Here is an 18,746-nt window from a genome sequence, read left to right as displayed (position 1 = left end):
GTGGCACTAGCGATGCAGTTCCCAGAACTGTTGCCGGAGTGTGCTCGCCTGGTCTCATTGGCGCCGAACACACTCGAAAAATTGACGGAAGAGACTCGACAGCAATTCCAAGCGGAGTTGATTGAAGATGCTTACGTTGAAGCATTGCAGGAGGCATTCGATGTTGCTGGACGATTGACGCCACTCAACGATCAACTTCGGCGATTGGTACTGATCCGGGCACTTGCTCCATCTAAGCTGCAAGTAATGCGTCGTATCCTGGCTATCGAGCCATCCCATCCATTCATGGAGGCAGATATCCGTGCAACGGAACAGGCCTGGTTTCGCGAGATTCCTGAATATGTCAGCCAGTTCTCCCGAGACCGTAATGAAGCCGCGATTCGTGAGCTTGCCGATGATCTGGTAAACAGCAACTACTTGGAACCGGTACTGCCATCACTGATCGCTCTGCTTGAGAAGGCAATCCGAAATCTACAACACAAGCAACTTCCCGTGTTGGAAGCAGAAGTTCTTCGCTGCTTTGATGCAGAAGACTTCGCCGCTGTTGTGACTGCCTTCGGCGAACTGGATCAACTGCTGTTTGAGATCAGTCATCCTGCCGAGGACATAAGTCCGCGCGTCGCCGAGGCTCGGCGATGGATGAAAAAACGCCAACGAGAGATCGACTACGAACAAGAGAAGATTGAAAGCCGAGAAAGGCTTTCCCGGATGATTCAGGATCGGAAATGTCAACAGGCCGATCTTGAAATCGCGCATGCGAAGGCGGCGGCGATGGGGATGGTGGACGAACACCTGGAACAGCAGTACCAGGCTCGACTCATGTCGTCGAGTCGTAGTCGACAGGGCAACTACTTTGCTATCGCCGTGTCGGTGCTGCTGTTGATCACGATGGTCCCCACGGTCATCTACTTCCTGGGGCAACATTGGGCCCATGAAGCTGCTTTAGAAGGTGCGATAGCCAAAGTGAAGAGTGGTCCCTTGGCCGAGGAAGATTACGTCGAGGCCTTGGCGGAGATCGACTCGCTACCTGAGGAATTGCGACACACGGCCGAAATGGTCGCATTTCGCGAGTCGGTAATTCAGGACCGCAATCGCCATGAAGCCTTTCAGAAATTGCTTGCAGACATCGAAGCCGCAGACAAGGCGATCTTTGCGGAATCAGACATCGACCTCCTGATTGCAGCTGCCGAAGAGAAGCGACTGATAGCCGCCGAACACCGTGACCGGGTGGATGCCGCCAAGATCGCAAGGCTCGATCGTAATCGGATGAGCATCGACCTTGAAAAGGCGAAACTCATCGGTTGGTCTGAAGAATTATCCGACCGCGTCGCGCAGGTCGCCGCGCAACTGCACCCAGGTGAAGACCAAATGGCGATCGAGAAGCAATTTGAGGCGCTGCGGCAAGATGCCAATGTCGTGCTGTCTAAATCGGAAGATCTGAAACTGATGCTCGGTACGGAAGCAGACGAGATTCTGGAACGGGCAGAAACCGAGATTGATTCGGTCTGGTCGAAGTTTGAGGCAATTGCCAGATACTGGAAGTTTGTGGAGTCGCTTGATGCCAGCGTAACAAGTGAGGAGTTGAATCGGCTTTTGCAAGAGTATCAGCATTTTCATCCCGAGATTCAGAATCTCGATGAAAATTTAAGGCAGGTCTATCTGAGTATTGCCATCGTCACGAATGACCTGGCCGTCAACCAGGAACCCCCTGCCGAACACGCACAGACCTTTCAAACAATTCCGCAGTTCCGAGATGGCTACCGCTTCTGTCGCGAAGAATTGCAACATGCGGCGGCACGAACGAACTTCACCAGGCTGTTAGGCCAGTGGCAATCGAAAGGGCAGTACATTGTCGACGTATGGATGTATCGTGACCCGGAAGGTGTCGAAAATCATCACTATTTCGATGATGAGCCAGCTCCTGGAAAGGTCGGGCCAGCCCCTCTTAACGGTGCGGACGTGCCGTCCTCTCGATTTGCGATACCGAACGGCGTGCTGACTTTTAAGGCGCCTCAATCGCTGTTCGCAGACGAGGCCATTCCCAAGCTCGAAGCAGTTGAACCCGCAACTTGGCATCAAACCTATGGGGACGTCTACGAACAGCTTCGTGCTGGTGAGAGGGAGAGTAAGATCGATCCGATCTGCCGTCTGTTGATGTTGCACCAGATCATCCAAGCAGGACGATTTGGTAGTGGCTCTCTGAACGACTTCTTCGGAGCAAGCAAGGAGGTCCAGGCATGCGAGGAGATGGTAAATGAATGGAACAAAACCAGTATCCCTCGATGGATTTTGAATGATAGCTGGAGTGGGAATGGTCAATTTAAAAAGTTCCGCAAACAAGCAAGCGAAATTGTTGCGGCCCTCCCTTCCATCGACTGGCAAACCCATAAAACAGCCGATGAAGTTCGATTTCAAGAGGTAAGTCACGTCTTCCGTATCACAGAAATCTGTACGCAATGCAAAGGGAAGTTCGCGCCCCTTCCCTTTGAACCCGTTCAAGAGGTCGAAGGTTCGAGGCATTTTGTATTGAATCCAACCGATCCCTCCCAAGCCATTGATCTGGCCGATTCGGGAAATGCGGCCCGACACGAACTGGAATACCTTCCAGTGATTACCGTGCTGCCACAACTGTCGTTGAAGGGCAATTAACGATGTACTACATCAAACTAGGCGGCAAAATCTCGGGCCCCTATTCGGATCAGCAACTATTAGCGATGCTGCAGCGGAAAGAGTTCTCACGCCTGCATCTGGTCTCGACAGACCGAAGGACGTGGGAGTCGGCAGGACACCTCGTTTCGTTGCTCGAGGCTCGTTGTCAGTCCGTCGAAAATTCTTCGTCTCGGAGTGATTTGGTTCCGTCAGTCAACGAAAAGCCTGACTGGTATTATGCCTATGCAGGAGACAAGCAAGGGCCCTTTACCAAACGCGAGATGATCCAGCTGGTAAGTCAGGGGACGGTAGCGCGAGACACCCCGGTGTTCGCTTCCCACCTGAGGTCGTGGCAGGACGCGGAACAATGTCCCGAATTCTCAGGGAACTTTCATTCCAAGTTATCAGCTAAGCGAATGGCGATGATCGGTGCTGTATCGCTGGGGTGTTTGATCCTGGTGGTTGTGATCGTTGCTGGGGTGTCATCTTCCGTAGGATCAGAAGAGGTCGTTGGTCAGCAGCCGGCAGTCGATGTGAAGCCAGCATTGGCCACGGATGTCGACGTTCTAAAAGTCGATCTAGACAAAGAACTTCCCCCATTGCCACCGGTTGCAGACGATTCCGGGCTTGCGATTGACGACGCCAGCGACGAGGAGGCCTTCTATCACGCGGTTGGCCTGGTTGTCGTCGCTCTTACCGAAGTCAGTGCCGGTGGAGAAACGATCGATCTCTTTCCACTTTCGACCGGCTCGTGTTTCGCCGTAACTTCGGATGGATACTTGCTGACAAATCGACATGTCACCGACCACGAAGCCATGATGCGCGAGCTTAGCGCAGATACTGCAAAGTCGATCAACGCTCTGCGACAGAGGGTAAAGGCGAAAGGTTCCGAACTCAGGTTTTCAAAATATGTATTCTTTCGCGATCGGATGTACGACATGAAAGTGCTTTTCATGAGCAACCGGTTCGACCTAGCGATTGGGAAAATCGAACGCACCACGCCCTCTAAATACTTCCGTCTCTGCAGTGCTCCGGGGGTAAAGCGAAGCGATCATATTCACTCCCTTGGGTTTCCAGGTCAGGCTTCCAGGGCACATGATTCCGCTGAAGCAGCGTATAAGGCAGAGCTAATTCGGACAAAGCACTCTGTCGCCGAAATGCTTTTGCCTCGTGAAAAGGAGTTCAGCTACTACAGTGGTCAAGTCAGTCGGATCTCAACTGACATTCAGCAGCTTTCCAGTATCGAACACAGTGCTCGCATTTCACACGGAAACTCGGGCGGGCCTCTGATTCGTGACGATGGCTCAGTATGCGGGATCAACACCTTTATGGCAGTGGACGAGGTAACGCCTCCTGTGCTGTTTTCTCCTGAGATCTCGCAGATGCGTGGCGAGATTGAAGAACACATTCCTGGTGGAATCCTGTGGGTTCCCTGATTTTTCAACGATGAGGCTTTGAAATGAATCTGTATGTACGTTTGGGCATGTTGTGCTGGGCGATGTTGTGGGCAAGTACCACAATTGCCGCCGAGCGTTTTGGTGGAATCGAAATTGGGGCAAAGGGGATCAAGACTACCGTGGTCGAGGTGAATGAGGATGGATCTCTTTCCATGTTTCAACTGGGCAAGGACATCACGAATACCTCGCTTAGTCGGCTGGATGGAGTCAACTTTAAAGAAGCAAAGATTCAGGATGTCGCTCACGTCGTTACTCAGTTTAAAGAGGCATTGATGAACGAAATGGAGGTGCCTGCGACCAACATCTCGTGCGTGGCAAGTTCTGGCGTTCCGACGTTTGCGAGTAACTACCAAGATCTGGCTCGCAGCATTCAGGAAACCGCAGGCCTCACATTGACGCGGATCGATGCTCGAGAAGAAGCTGCTCTGACAAACCTGGCCTTGATTCCGGCCGCACAACGAACGACCGCGATGGTGGTTGACGTTGGCTCTGGCAATACCAAAGGGGGCACGTTTGTCACCGGAACCGGAACAACCCAGGACTTCATCGGTTTGGACGCGCCCTTTGGCACGGCGACGTTTGCCCAAGAAGTCGAAGCTGCCGTCAATCAATCAGGGGGCGACGCGGTCTCAATCTCCAAGAGCCTGGCACAGGAAATCGTCGGCGCTGCATTGCAAGCTCAGATAAAGGCCAAGCCGGTTCTCGGGGAGCGAAAGATCGTCTTATTCTCTGGCGGATCAGTTTGGGCGATGATGACCATGTTGAAACCAGAGACGGCACTCGATCCTTTCGCGGTCGTCACTAAAGAGGACATCGACAACTACCGTCAACTGATGGAGTCAAGCTATCCGAACTATCCTCCGGCGCGTTATCTAGACGTCAAAGACGAAGAAACGCGTAACGCAGCCAAAGGGGACTACGATCGTATTACGGGCGGAATTCCTGATAAGGCTCCGATTTTCTCGGAATTAGAACTGCTTGCTGGCTCAGCGATTCTGGCTGAAATTGCCGATGCGATGGAATACAAAAACCGAGCGGTCTTCTTTGATCGAAAGGCAATTACCGCGTGGATTACCTCAAAGGTGACACCTGAAAATCTTCGTCATAACATCCCGGTAGCACTTGGCCGCTCCCTGCCAAATGAGGCCGACGCGTTGGTGGCGATCGCTGCTCCGGCGGTTACTCCAAATCGCCAAGTTCCGCCCACGACTCCGAGGACAACGTCACCTGTTGCGCCTACGCGAGACTCGAAAACAACGGCTCCAAATGCCGTTGTGCCAAAATCGTCGGTTTCCGCCAACGAACCAAGAGTATCGATGCTCGACCAGCGACGACAGGCCGACCAAAGTGTCCTTTCGCAACCCTACCCCGTTTCACCTGGGCTTAGTTCCATCGCTCCTCCGGAGGCTTGTTGCGGCCAATACGTTGATGTGTGTACGCCGGTATCGTGCTGGGAGCCGTCCCTCGTTTCCGGGTGTTGTCGGCGCGGGCTGTTTGCGTGGCGAAGAAGTTGCTGTGGCTCGAGTGTTTCGTGGGTTCGATCACGTGTCTGGATCCCTACCTGCTCGACGCCAATTTCAGCGACCGGGTTGAACGTGAACGCAGCTGAGCACCTAGCACCAGATGTTCCGCAGGTCTCTGTTCTCGAAACCGAAACGATCGCAGAAACCGTCCCAGTAATGGCACCAATCGATCTTTCGAAATTCCATGTATGGCACAACCAGGAGGGAATTCCCTCGAACGAACCGATGAAAGTATTGTCGGTCGTCAACGGACACTGCATCTTTGAGAAGCCAACGGGGCAATGGATCAGCTATCCATTGCAAAAGCTCAGCCAGGCGGATCAATGGCAACTTAAGGCGATGCCTGGACAGCAGCGTGAATGCGAATTTGTCTATGACTTATACGGCCATCGGTCTTATTGTGCTGCCTTCATCATGGCTGGGGAAGGAGAGGCCATCTATCTGAGCGACAAAGGCCAGCTCCTGCATCTTCAAATGGACGAGTTAACGGCATCGAGCCAGGTACGCGTCGCGAAGCATTCGGAAGAAGCTGAAATGCCGTTGATTGCTGCTACCCGATAGCCGCGATTTACATTCAAAAAAAGAGTATGACCGCAATGTATAAAACCGGAAAGCCGCGGAAGTCGAAGACACTGGAACGTCGCCCACTACGGGAATGGCTGCTATTGGCAGGATTCTCGTTGCTGCTGATCGCTGTGATCATCGGTCCCCGGCTTTGGGATGCAATTCGGACTGATAAGTCGGGCCTGTGCATTGTTGTACTCGTCTTGTTTGTTGTAGGCATGTTCAAAAGTGCGTGGGATATCCGTTTCATTCACCAACAATTCAAACTATCCAATTTACAGCTTACAGCGTTAGAGACCGCCCCTGGGATTCAAGCGTTTCTCAACTCTTCTATCAGCAGTGTGTTTCGGGACCATGTCTCGAATCTCTACGAAATCTATCGCCGCGACAACACCATCAATCAAGACAACCTGGTGTCGTTACTCCAAAATAAAATGCAGTCGCGTACCCGTTTCACAGAACAAACATCGACGGTAATCATCACGCTCGGTCTTGTGGGCACGATCATCGGTTTGATCTTCGCTGTTGAACCACTCAGTGCGGCATTCGATCCCGAGAACATGGGAAAGACGGAAGTACTGTATGGTCGCATGAAGCTTGTCATGGACAATATGAAAACAGCGTTTTACACCACGTTGTTCGGCGCCATCCTAGGAGGAATTGCTTTACGCATTCTGTCGATCCTTGTCGACTCTAACAGCGACAATCTCGTTGGACACGTAGCCGAACTATGTGAGGTTCATCTGTTGCCAGCCATGCGTCATGCGGCGCAGGACCGGGAAATCGTGCCGAAAGATGAAACTCCCCGTGATATCGACCTCCGTAGATATGGATTGAACTAGCTATGGGTATAGCACTCAAGAGCCGTAAGGAGTCGTTTAATTTTTATGAGTCGTTCAGTGATCTCCTATTCAACACATTGGTTCTGTTCCTTGTGTTGATCGTGGGCTTGATTCTCTTGGTGAACTCGGAGATTACTCGCGTTCAGAAGAAGGACGAGGATGTCGAGAAGAGACTTGCCGATGCGAAAAAGATCACGGAAAAGCTGAGGCTGGAAGAAGCCGCGCTCAATGTCCGAAAGGAGAGATTACAGAGTCAAAATGATCAATTGACCCAGCAGCAACAGAATATTCAGCAAGAGATCAAGCGGCAGACGGAGCAGTTTCAACGAGATGCCGTCGAGGCCCAAGCCCAAGCAGAACAAGCCAAACGCCAGGCAGAGAGACAAGTCGAGCAGTCCAAGAGACAAGCCGAACAAACAGTCAAATCAGCGGAAAAGCGAGTAGAAAAAGCACGCGAGGCGTTGGCTTCTTTCGTGGGTATGAAGGGAAAACTAAAGAATGTTGTTGTTCTCCTCGATCTTTCTGGAAGCATGACCATGAGCGAAGGTGCCGATGCCCGTTTTGAACGAGTCAAAGAGGAGATCTCAGGCCTCATCGAGCATCTCGAACCTGAGACTTTCAACGTTATTGGTTTCGGTGGCCAGGGAACCAGCGGGGGTGATCCACGTTTCGAGAAGGTCGCATCGGGGCTGGTACGCTGGACCCCCAATGCTTGTAGTGACGCGCAGGCGAGGATATCGGCATGGGAGGTAGGGGGAGGGACGCCAACGCTAGGGGCGCTACAAGGAGCATTCGATTGCTCTGGAGTCGACACGATCTTGCTGTACACGGATGGTAGTCCGACCATTCCCAATTGTTCACAGCAGGCGGTGCTTGATTATGTTGCGACGAGAAATGGATCGGGCAACGTTGTAATTAACTGTGTTGGTATTGGTGCCTATGACAATTCCGGTGTCTCCATTCAGGTTGACGAGCCATGCAAGTCGCAGATCACCATGACGTTTGTCGAGTTCCTGCGAACAATGGCTGTTGATAACGGTGGAAGTTTTTCAGCTCGATAGCTTGATTATTAGATTTCCTCAAAAAGGGGGCCGCGATGTCTCGTTATAAAAATTGGGAAGTTGAGGTTTGGTGGCTGTTGCTCTTGGCTGCAATGGGAATTGGGTCAGCATCACCGAGCGAAGCAGTCGCACAGGGCCAGTTACAGAATCAGGACAAGATCAGAGCAGAGTTCTTAGAGCTTGCTCCGTACGTGTCGATGGATGGGGAAATCTGGCTTGAAATGCTCGATACCGAAAAGGTTGTTGGCAAGGTTAGTCGTATCGGGCAATATGCCAATCGTTCATTCGACTCACACCCAACTCTAGCGAGCGTTGGAAAAAAGCACATGGAATTCTTAATTCAACAAGAATCGCAGGTGATTCCGACGCTTAGGGCAAAAGATTTGAGCTTTGAAGGCATCGTTCTTGAACTGATGTCTCGTCATCTCGAGAACCAGGTGGTCTTGCGTTGGCAGTTGGAAGCAGATCAAACTCATCGGAGCCACTACAGTCAATTGATGCCAATTGTTCAAGAGCTATCGGCAGAACCAGAGGCAAATAATAAAGACTTCGCAGTGCGAATTGGTTCGCAGCAGGCGATTGCTGAAAACAACTCTACCGTAAGCCTGAAGAATGCGACGCTGGTTGCGACCTTTCAGGACTGGGCCGGTAATGAAATCAAGGGATATTACTTCGTTCCAGAGTGGAAGGCCAATTCGGAGTACAAACTGCGGACGCCAATTGAAACAAGTATGGCAGGCACTCGTTCAATCGTCGGAGTCTGGTTGGAAGTTTACTCGGCAAGCAAGTCGCTAAAAGGAATCAGTGCCTATTCAGCAGAGAATCTTCAGGCTGCGATTGACGAAGCAGTCCAGAAGGCCAACCAACTGATTCGTTATGATCCTGTGGCGGTTCTTGAGATGTTTAAGAATGGTCCAGTAACACCTCTCGGAGGAACTCCTGATCCAAGGATCCGTGAATTGCAGGCAGACGCCAAGTCCGCTGTACGCAAGCAGTACGTTTATCTCCGACAGCAACTCCAGAGCCTGCGCAAGCAAGTGCGGATCCAAGAGGCACAACAAAAGCGAATGCGAGGCCAACAAGGAAACATGTTCGCGGAAATGCAATTGAAGAATAATCAGACGCGCCTTGCACAACTCGAAGCGCAGGTCGATAGACTGGCCGCATATAAATAGTCACCCCACGAACTGTTATTCGTATTTCCTCCCATACTTTCATGTGAGTAGCGATGATTGCACTTTCTCGTGAGACTCGCACGTTGGTACAGGCGTTCGAAGAGGCCTGGTTTGGAGAGGAGCAGCCTGATATTCAGGCTTTCTATCTCTCGTGGCGAGATTCAGTGCCAGCAACCGAGTGGGACTCGTTCCTACATTGGTTGGTCCGTGTCGATATGGAGTTCAGGATCCGACGACGTGGGCAAGCCGATTGTCCAACGGTCATTTTTTTGGATCACTATGCAGGCAAATATCCTGATGCCTTCCGCGCCGAACAAGTTCCAGACGATTTGTTGGTCTGCGAGTATTTAGCCAGGTTGCAGACTGGTTCCGTTCCAGATTTGGAAGAACTTCTCGAGAAATTTTCCGCTTCGAGGCGCCTGCCTTCGATAGCCCGAAGACTGGCAGAGGAACTAGAGGATGGTATTGCTAGTTCTCTACCGGTGATTCCGGGCTATGTGATTCTGGCGGAGATCGGTCGCGGCGGTATGGGGGTCGTTTATTCCGCGCTGGAACTACGACTCAATCGCAAGGTTGCGGTCAAGTTAATTCTGCCTGATCGTGGATTTGGCGGTGTGGTGAATCACCGTTTTCTGCGTGAAGCACAGACGCTAGCGGGCCTTGATTCAGAAAAATTCGTCCCGATCTATGATTGTGGCGAAGCAACGTCTCCTGCCAATGCTCGCTACTTCACCATGCGACTGATCTCGGGGACGGGCAACGAGCGACCAGAGACACTTATGAAGGCATTATTTCGTCGCCGCTCGGTCGAAGACGGCCTTGAGATCTGGATCCGTAAGTTTATCGAGATATGCGACGCAGTAGCGATTGCTCATCATTATCCCGGTTCCCCCATTCTTCATCGCGACCTGAAACCATCCAATATTGTTCTCGATCTAAATGGAACTCCGTGGGTTATCGATTGGGGGCTGGCCAAACCGTGTAGAGCCACGGAAGAAGTTGTTGCCTCGTCGCTAAAAGAAAACTCAGACGCGATAAAGAACGGCGATCGTTGCGGGGAACTTACAGTCGATGGTGAGATAATCGGTACGCCTAGCTATATGCCCCCCGAGCAAGCCAACGCAGTTCACGAAAAAGTTGACACAACGTCCGATGTATTCAGTCTGGGCGCGATCTTATGCGTGATCCTCACCGGTAAACCACCCTACGTGGCGCGAACACCAATGCAATTGGTCGCGGCGGCGCAAAAGGCAGATCTGAGTGCTTGTCGTGAACGTCTTCGTGATGTGCGTGAAAAATACCTCGTAGATGTCGCAATAACGGCATTGAATCCGAATCAAAATGCACGCTATCGGACGGCGGCGGAACTGCGTGACGCACTAGAGTATTGGTTTACAAACAGAGCAAACAGACAGAGGCAGGAAGAACTATTCGACGCGAAAAGACCACTGCAGAAATCGCTTCGAGCTGCGATTGTTGTCGCTGCGGTTTTACTGCTATTAGGCTCACTGGGGTTTGCCTGGCGCTTTTACGATAGTCATCGCAGCGAGGTTACGCGACGTACCGAAATCAATAACGCCAGTGAAAGCATCGAGGAGCGTTTAGCCAGTGTCGAGGCGGACGTCGCTGACGGGAGACTGGCAGCTGCTGCACAAACACTCCGGGATATTAACTCGCTAAAACGACAAGATTTGAACGAGATAACAACCGCGAAGATTATTGCCGCTCGGCAGCTTGTTGAGTTTGCTGTCGCCGCCGATGAGCTGATGGAGGAACGACTTCTTTCTAAGCTGGATCACAACCTATCTAAAAAGCAAATGGTTGCCAAAGCCGAAAGGCTCTTAGAGCAGGCCGGGTTTTCTAAATCCATGATTGCTCCTCGTCTGCGCGATGCGTCCCCCGTGCTGCAATCCAAGGTGATCCTGGTTGCCAATGAACTGATCGAGATGATCCCAGTGGAGGGACATCCTGAATTACTGAAAGGGATGCGGAGCCTGAATCCAGAATCGATTGCCGTTCAGCTTCGACTGTCCGATAGCCCACTATCGACGATCGAGTTAACGAAAATCATGAAGACTCTTTCTGCTTCTGATTTAACTCCGGGCAATCTAGATGTGTTGTTGCGGAGAAATGTGGAAGCAAATAGTGATCCTGTTCGAGTGTTACGATTGATGGAGTTTCAGCATCGCAATAATTTCTGGTTAAGTCTCTATCTTGCGATTCTCTTTGCGGCAAAAGAAAATGCCGGGGATCTTTCTAAGGCGGCAAATCATAAGAACGAAGCGGTTATCTGGGCTAATGCTGCTTTAGAGCGGCGTCCTAAGAGTGCAGTGGCAATGCTTGTAATGGCCCTCATTCTGGATGCCAACGACCAGGATAAGTTAGAGCGACTTTCGGCCCAAATTCAAGAGAATCATCCCGGCAGTTGGATGCGGCATTATGTCGAGGCATTGGCAAAACTATCGAGTGGTGATGCCAGGGCGGCGGTGGCGTTGTTCGAAGAAGCCAATCGGGTGAAAGGAGGTGATACCTATCTGGTGCTGCGCAGGGTCGAATTGCTAATGGCATTGGGGCAGCCTGACGAGGTTGTCAGAATCTTGGAAAACGAGTTAGCCTCTGAATTAGATAGACTGGAAGTAATATGTGCGAGTGCGATCTGTTACCTTCGGTTAGAGCAATTCGCGGAGGCGAGAGAAGCTTGCGAACGCCTGGCGAAAGACTTTCCATCTTCGAGCCGTTCAAAAATCGTTCAGGCGATTGTACTGGCAGGGCTTGGTCGAGTGATTGAGGCCAACGCCATCTACGCGGGGGTCGATGCAAGCGAAGTGCACGATGACGAATATTATATTGGTGGCATGGTCTCTGACTTGGCACAAGGAAATCTGGATTCACTATACGATCGAGCTTTGTATCTGTCGCGATATGGAAAGAACTTCGATTTCTGGTTGGTCCGCGCAATCCTGGATGGTAGCCTGGGGAGATTTGAAGACGCACAATCTGACTACCAACGGGCCTTAGCCTGGCTACAGCGGCAGAATGGGCGGTCATTTACGGTTATGGGCTTACAGGTAAGTGACGAGATCCCAATTCGAATGCAGGTCGTTCAGTGGTACTCCGAGCTGGATAAACAAACGAGTGACAAATCCCGCGATGAAATTGAGGCAATGTTCCGGGCACAACTGCGGGAGCCACTCTGGGGGCGTATCAAGGTCTATTCAGCGGAATATTTAGCGATTCGCGGCGACTACGATATCTCCGCCAACCTATTTGAGCAGGTTCTTCCGCCCAAAATCCGCTCGAATATCGACGTCAATAATGTCGATCAGATTATCGCCAGCATCAGTGAAATCCTTGAAGTCCATCGTCCAGACTTACAGGGCGAAAATCTTGATCTATCTGTTTGGCAGCAGGATATTCAACGGCACTGGGCAAATCGTCCACCGGCGGAGCAGGCTGCCGTGTTTCAGCGACTGATGCAGTTTCTTATGGAAATTGACCTTGGTATGTTCCCAAGTACCGCGGGAATGTGCAATCTTCGATTAGCAGCGGCCCGTTCTGCGTGTCTGGCATCTCTAGGCAAGAGTCCTGGCCCGATTGGCAGCGATCAGCAGAGACTACATTGGCGAGAACTGGCCATTGCCTATTTGACCACCGAATTCGATAGTTGCCAGCAAATTGATATCTCAGAAGGAGCACCATTCGCGATGCAGAACCGCATGTCCATATCACGGAGGCTCGGACAAATGCTCACGCACCGAGACTTTAAGTCCCTGCGCGAAGTTAATACATATGCCACGAACCCGGCTGAACGCGCTCGGCTGGAACAATTCTGGAAGGATGTCCGATCTTTCTACGATCAAATTGCAAGAATCTAAGCAGCCGCTATTTTAGCGAAGATTTGATTCGATCGAGAAGCTCGCGAATTGTGGCAGTGCTTGAATGATGGTGGTTCGCCAATTCGACGATCGAACGTTCGTCGAATGGATCGAGAAGGCTGTGAATGATTTCAAGCTCCTTGAGCGTCATAGTCGACAGCAATGGCTTGAGCACTACCTGGAGATCCGCAAAGGCATCGTCCTCGGTGTATTGCTGTCGAAGGTTAGCCGAAACAACCTCTGCAACGGCATCGACCGACTCATGCGGAAGTGCTGTTGGATACTTTCTCCGTAGCGCTACCAATGCCTTGCGGCTGACGATTACCGAAAGCAAGCCACCAATCTTACCACCTCGGGAGTCGAAATTCGGCTTGAGCATGGCACTAAAGAAGCTACGAAATCCGGAATTGACAATCCCCTCGACGTCAACAGCTGACGGTGTCAGAAAGCCTGCCACATGGCGACGGGCGAGGTTCAGCATCTCGCCAGCGAAAATCGCGTGTAATTCTGCTGCGGCGAGATCATCGCCATTCCGAAAGCGCTCCACCAATAGCAGCAGTGCCCTTTGGCGGTCTTCATCTGTGTCCGATTCCGACGGCATGCAAAAAAGTCCTTAGATCATCTCACTAAACTCAATGATAGAAAGCACTGGGGATCTTCTATTGGACAAATACAGAATACCGTGCAGAGATAGGGAGATGCAAAGGGATGCCGAGTGAAATCATTGTTGCGAATGAAAAGGGTTAGGCAGCGCGGCTGACGCTTGATACTTCTAGGTTGGCATCGTCAACTTGATGCTCATGCACGGCAAAGATCCGCAGTGACGGCCGGTCGTTTTCTTTTGCGGCAACGTATTTCTGTTCGTAGTAAGCTGCCAGCGAGCCTTCTTGGTAGGGGGCGTTTTTGTCGAAGCCGTTGGAGCGGAGCATTTCGTTCCAAAGGTGGACGCCGCGGGTTTTCTGGAAGAGATGGTAGTCGCCCTCGTACGTTGCGTCGAAGGGGCTTCGCCAGAGGGTTCCGTGAACAGGGTAGAAGACGGTGTTATCTAACATATACGGCTGGAGATTGTGTTGCTCGATCGCGTAAGCGAAGCCTTTGGGGCCCCCTGCTCCGCCCCACGTCACTGGCGTGATGCTGCGGGTGAAGTTTCGTCGATACCATTTCTTCCAACGCTGCGCCGGACGATCGAGGCGATCGGCCCGATGCGGATTCAAGCAGCGATCGACCATCGTTTGACAGGCCGGATGCCCGGCGGGAAACTTTAAAACCCCGACCGCCGCGCTCCAAAACGTCTTGCCGTAACTCTCGGTCTCTTTGCCGAACACAATCGACTGCTCGAAATCGAACGGTCGAATGCAAAGCATGTCGGTGTCGATCCAGTAGCCACCTTGTTTCAGCAAGAGTTCCCAGCGAAACAGATCGGCGAATCCTGCATACGATCCTTTAAAGTAAGAGAACACCGAACTCGCAGGCACAATGTCGTTCGCATCGCAAATACGAACTCCACCAGGCACGTTGCCGACCTCGTCGTCGTAACAGTACAGATCGACCTGACCAGGATGGTGGTGGACGAACGAACTGAGGCAAAGATGTTCCAGCCGCGAGAGCTCGCCACCGATCCACAAGGTTTGAATTCGCATGGGAAGCGTCCTCTGACTTAGTTCTGTAGTTGTGGCCACGTGACGGTGATTCGGAACTGTCGCATCGGTCCATAGATCGGCCAACGCTGTAAATTCAAGCGGTTCCAGCGAGAGTCTCGCGAGGCATGATTCACGCCTCCATAGCAACTGAACGCGACTTGAAATTGACCGGCAGTCCGCTCCATCAATTGGACGCTCAAGCAATCAGGATTGCCGACCGGATAGCTAAATGCCTCGACTGCGGTTCCGGTCTCGGCCTCGAGGCGGCGCTTCCCTTCGGACAGTTCGTGGTCCCAGCGAGACTCGTCGATGCGAGTAAGAATTGGGTGGGTGACGGTATGCCCGCCGAAACGCATGCCATTGGCAGCCATCTCGCGAAGCATATCCCAGTTCATCCACAGCGGCGACTTCCCTTCAAATCGTCCGCATCCCAGGTCGCGGCCGAGCTGTTCCAGGTAGTCTTCAGCTTCCGAGCCGATCAAACCGTAATAACGTTCGACGACTTCGCAGATTTTGTCGTCGAGTTCGTCCGCAGTTTCATCCGTAGGTATCTGCCGCATCATCCAGGCAATCTCATCCCACCAGGCGATTGTCTGGCGGTCGATGAAATCGGTGGCGACAAAAAACAACGCCGGGATACCAAGCTGCTTAAGAATCGGAAATGCGATTTCGTAGTTGTCGACGTATCCATCGTCGAAGGTGATCAGGACGGCCTGACGGTTCTGCCAATAGTGGGACGGTTTCTCGATGACATCGTCGATGGTTACCACTTCAAAGTGATCGCGGACGAACTCCATCTGTTGCCGGAAGAGTGGTTCGTCGGCACTGAAGACCCCGCGGTCGAACGAGCAGGCATCCGCGTTACCGATGCGATGATAGGTAAGCACCAACAAGCCGCGCCACGATCCAATCATGCGGACCAGGCGATTAATTCCCAAACGCTCGGCTTGCTTGGCCAGCTTGCGATACGAGAGCCATTTCATGCCGCCATCCTTTGAACTTGCGGCATGTAAAGCTTTTCGTAGTAATCCATCAGCGAGCCCGGCTGATAGGGCGCGTCTTTATCGAAATCGCTTCGGCGTAAGATCTCGTTCCACAAGTGCACGCCACGGGTCGCTTGAAACAGCTGATAGCTTTCAGCATACGTCTGATCGAACGGGCTCTCCCAATGGGCACCAGATACCGGATAAAAGACCGTCGTGGGAACTTCGTATTGATGCAGATTGAATTTGTGCATCGCATGACAGAAACCAATCGGACCTCCGGCACTTCCCCAGCCAACGGGCACGATATTGCCGGAAACGTAGCGGCGATACAACTTCTGGCCGATCTGCTTTGGCCCATCGAACCGGTCGATGCGGTGCGGCTGTCGGCAACGATCCGCCATGTAGGCACACACTTCGTGCCCCTGCGGAAAGATCAATACGCCTACGGCCGCTGTCCAGGGAATGTTCTTCGCCAGATCGATCTCGCGCCCGAAAACGATGGGAGCTTCGAAGTCGAATTCTCGGATGCACAGCATGTCGGCATCGATCCAGCAGCCTCCCCGATCGTAAAGCATCTGCCAGCGAAACAGATCGGCGAAGCCTGCGTACGATCCGTTGAAGTAGGTGAAGATCTGCTCGTGCGGAATGATCTCGTTCGCGTCACGAAGCGTGACACCGTCGGGGACGCCTTGAATATCATCGTAAACGTAGAGATCGACCGGATGCCCATGATAAGCAAACGAAGCCAGGCAGACTTGTTCCAGCCGCGAAAGGCGGTCGCCGATCCATAGCGTTTGAATTCGTAATGGTGTTCGCATGGCACGTCCATGTGGTGCGAGGGATAATCGTTAAGAAACGAGTGGCCGCTGAGACGGCTTAAGCCGCGATCAATAGTGGCTCTCCGAGATATTTCTGCTCGTAGTAGTCCATTAAAGAGCCGGGCTCGAATGGAGCCTCCAAATCAAACTTGTTTCGCTGCACCTCGAACGAGTTCAGATAGACGGCCCGCGTTGAAGGAAGCATGCCCCAGTCGTTGCGGAAGGTGTCGTCGTAAGGGCTTCGCCAACGGGCTTCATGAATCGGAAAGAAGACCGGGATCGGCTGGGCGAGGTGATCGAGTTGCATCTGATCGACCGCAACCTGAAAACCTCCTTCGTCCCCAACAATCCAGGATCGGATCGGTCGCAAGTCGCCTGTGATGCGACGGCGAATTGCTTTCTTGATCCGATGCCGCAGCTTCTCGCCTGGCACGGGAAAATGGGGATTCAAACAGCGATTGAGCATAAACTGACAGGCCGGATGATGCGCCGGGAAGATCAACGCCTGATGCCCCCAGCGGTAACTGTCGACGTCCGACTTGCGACCAAACACGATCGGTTCGTCAAAGTCGAACGGACGGATGCACAGCATATCGGTGGAAACGTAGCAGTCGCCGCGTTCAAGGAGTGTCCTCCAGCGAACGATCGCTTCGATTCCCTTTCGCGAATTCTTACGAAACAGGCTGCTCGATTCAGGGAGGATCTCGTTGGCATCAACGGCGATCACACCTTCTGGCAGGTTTTCAATCGGAGTGTAGCTGAGCAGTTCGACGTCGTCGTGATGGGCTGCGAACGAGGCGAGGCAGATCCGTTCAATGCGGGTTAGTGGGCCACTATGCTTAAAGCTGCGAATCTTCATGCTCGGTTTCCTTACAAGGAATGAACCAGGATCGGCACCGGGGAGTATGCCTGATCGCTTGGAAGCGTGGGTAGGAGCAGATCAACCAGCGGCCGCGCTGATGTCTGCTGTTGAAGCTGAGCGATGTCGGCGATGACTTGCCAATCGCGACGAGCTGGAAAGGTTATGCGGTCGATCGCTTCGCACCGATACTGATCCAGCCCATTGACGCAGTAAGCTGATGTTTCGGCGCGATGATAATATTCGCGATTCGCGGTACCAATCCCGTTGCGGGCGAAGGTTGTGTCGGTGGCATGCCACTGGTGCACCGCTTTCACGCGATGCAGCACCGTGCGGGCTCGGACACCTTTCATCGCCAGCCGCCGCTGAAGATCGCGATCTTCAAAGCCCCAGCCGATGTAGTTCTCGTCGAAGCCGTTGATCTTCAGCAGATCGTCGCGATGGCAAGCGAACGCACAGCCGGTCAGTCGGGGACGCATCGGGATGGACAACAGGCTGTAGATCCTCGCGCGAAAGGTTTTCCGCGTAAGTCTTCTACGTTCCGTTACTTCGATCTTCGGATCGATCTCCCAAGTATCAATCGCCCGGTTGTCGATATCCGCGGTTGCTGCTTGCGAAAGACGGTAACAGTCGCTGGCCAACACCACGCCTTGCTTCAAGCCACCAGTCATCGCCTGCAGAAAGTGAGGCGGAACGATGCAGTCGGCGTCGAGGAATACAAGCTGCTGACCGGTCGAAACGACGACAGCGCGATTGCGACATTTCGCAAGTCGAAAGCCCTCTTTGGGCTGCGTCAAAAAGATGGTGCGGCCTGGCCACTGCTGGGCAAAGGCGGCAACGCAGGCTTCGGTTTCAGGACCTTGCGATCCGTCGTCGGTCACAATCACTTCGCACGAGCACGCATTGATTGCCTGATTCTGGATCGATCGCAGGCAATTCGCCAAATGGCCGGGGCGCTCGTACGTGGATACGACAATGCTGATGCTGGCCGGATCATTCATTGCAGATTCACGTAAGCTGGAACGTCAAATGAAGCCGATTGCAATCGTTCTTTTTGCCCCTAAGAATTGAAAGCAGCTTCGAACCAATGGTGGGGTATGCCACTACTATCGGAGGAGATGAGTCATGCGCTATATGTGAATTAGATAAAGGTCGATGTTTGTGCCGATATTTCTTGGGGATGTCCGCAACCCGGGAAGCCTGGGTAAAGCAGGCTTCTCAGGGGTGTTCAAAATGGACATGATGTGGCCATTTCGACGGATAGCATCATGGGTGGCTGCTAGCTAAAAGGTTCCGC

General features: G+C 52.5%; 13 protein-coding genes. 7 read left to right on the top strand and 6 right to left on the bottom strand.

Annotated elements, in window-relative coordinates; all coding sequences use genetic code 11:
- The 7 genes from AB1L30_RS13260 to AB1L30_RS13230 are packed head-to-tail and all read left to right on the top strand — an operon-like array spanning position 1 to position 13,146.
- A complete protein-coding gene (locus tag AB1L30_RS13260) occupies positions 1–2,649 on the top strand; it encodes a hypothetical protein (RefSeq protein ID WP_367013898.1) in 2,649 nt (882 codons plus the stop codon).
- 2 nt (positions 2,650–2,651) lie between these two features.
- Positions 2,652–4,085 carry a GYF domain-containing protein gene (locus AB1L30_RS13255; RefSeq protein WP_367013897.1) on the top strand — a complete coding sequence of 478 codons (1,434 nt, stop codon included), beginning with the start codon at positions 2,652–2,654 and terminating at the stop codon, positions 4,083–4,085.
- Positions 4,086–4,108: 23 nt separating this feature from the next.
- Complete coding sequence (locus AB1L30_RS13250) at positions 4,109–6,190, top strand: hypothetical protein (protein WP_367013896.1); 2,082 nt, start codon at positions 4,109–4,111, stop codon at positions 6,188–6,190.
- 35 nt (positions 6,191–6,225) lie between these two features.
- Positions 6,226–7,035 carry a MotA/TolQ/ExbB proton channel family protein gene (locus AB1L30_RS13245; protein WP_367013895.1) on the top strand — a complete coding sequence of 270 codons (810 nt, stop codon included), beginning with the start codon at positions 6,226–6,228 and terminating at the stop codon, positions 7,033–7,035.
- A gap of 2 nt (positions 7,036–7,037) precedes the next feature.
- Complete coding sequence (locus AB1L30_RS13240) at positions 7,038–8,096, top strand: hypothetical protein (RefSeq protein WP_367013894.1); 1,059 nt, start codon at positions 7,038–7,040, stop codon at positions 8,094–8,096.
- Between the two features lie 35 nt (positions 8,097–8,131).
- Positions 8,132–9,271 (top strand): hypothetical protein, encoded by a 1,140-nt coding sequence (locus tag AB1L30_RS13235; protein ID WP_367013893.1) that lies wholly within the window; start codon positions 8,132–8,134, stop codon positions 9,269–9,271.
- Between the two features lie 53 nt (positions 9,272–9,324).
- Positions 9,325–13,146, top strand: a complete 3,822-nt coding sequence (locus AB1L30_RS13230; RefSeq protein ID WP_367013892.1) for a protein kinase — start codon at positions 9,325–9,327, stop codon at positions 13,144–13,146.
- Between the two features lie 7 nt (positions 13,147–13,153).
- Here AB1L30_RS13230 and AB1L30_RS13225 read toward each other — a convergent pair whose 3' ends face one another.
- From AB1L30_RS13225 to AB1L30_RS13200, 6 genes are all read right to left on the bottom strand, one after another.
- A complete protein-coding gene (locus AB1L30_RS13225) occupies positions 13,154–13,747 on the bottom strand; it encodes a hypothetical protein (RefSeq protein ID WP_367013891.1) in 594 nt (197 codons plus the stop codon).
- Positions 13,748–13,889: 142 nt separating this feature from the next.
- Positions 13,890–14,786, bottom strand: a complete 897-nt coding sequence (locus AB1L30_RS13220; RefSeq protein WP_367013890.1) for a capsular polysaccharide synthesis protein — start codon at positions 14,784–14,786, stop codon at positions 13,890–13,892.
- A gap of 17 nt (positions 14,787–14,803) precedes the next feature.
- Positions 14,804–15,769 (bottom strand): polysaccharide deacetylase family protein, encoded by a 966-nt coding sequence (locus AB1L30_RS13215; protein WP_367013889.1) that lies wholly within the window; start codon positions 15,767–15,769, stop codon positions 14,804–14,806.
- Positions 15,766–16,590: a hypothetical protein gene (locus tag AB1L30_RS13210; protein WP_367013888.1), complete on the bottom strand. Its 825-nt coding sequence runs from the start codon at positions 16,588–16,590 to the stop codon at positions 15,766–15,768. The genes AB1L30_RS13215 and AB1L30_RS13210 overlap by 4 nt, the downstream gene beginning before the upstream one ends.
- A 58-nt stretch (positions 16,591–16,648) precedes the next feature.
- Positions 16,649–17,449, bottom strand: coding sequence for a hypothetical protein (locus AB1L30_RS13205; RefSeq protein ID WP_367013887.1), 801 nt, complete (start codon positions 17,447–17,449; stop codon positions 16,649–16,651).
- Between the two features lie 11 nt (positions 17,450–17,460).
- Positions 17,461–18,450 (bottom strand): glycosyltransferase, encoded by a 990-nt coding sequence (locus tag AB1L30_RS13200; RefSeq protein WP_367013886.1) that lies wholly within the window; start codon positions 18,448–18,450, stop codon positions 17,461–17,463.
- Positions 18,451–18,746 lie beyond the last annotated feature (296 nt).

Source organism: Bremerella sp. JC817, assembly GCF_040718835.1.
Classification (GTDB): domain Bacteria; phylum Planctomycetota; class Planctomycetia; order Pirellulales; family Pirellulaceae; genus Bremerella.
This window is presented reverse-complemented; position numbering and strand designations above follow the sequence as displayed.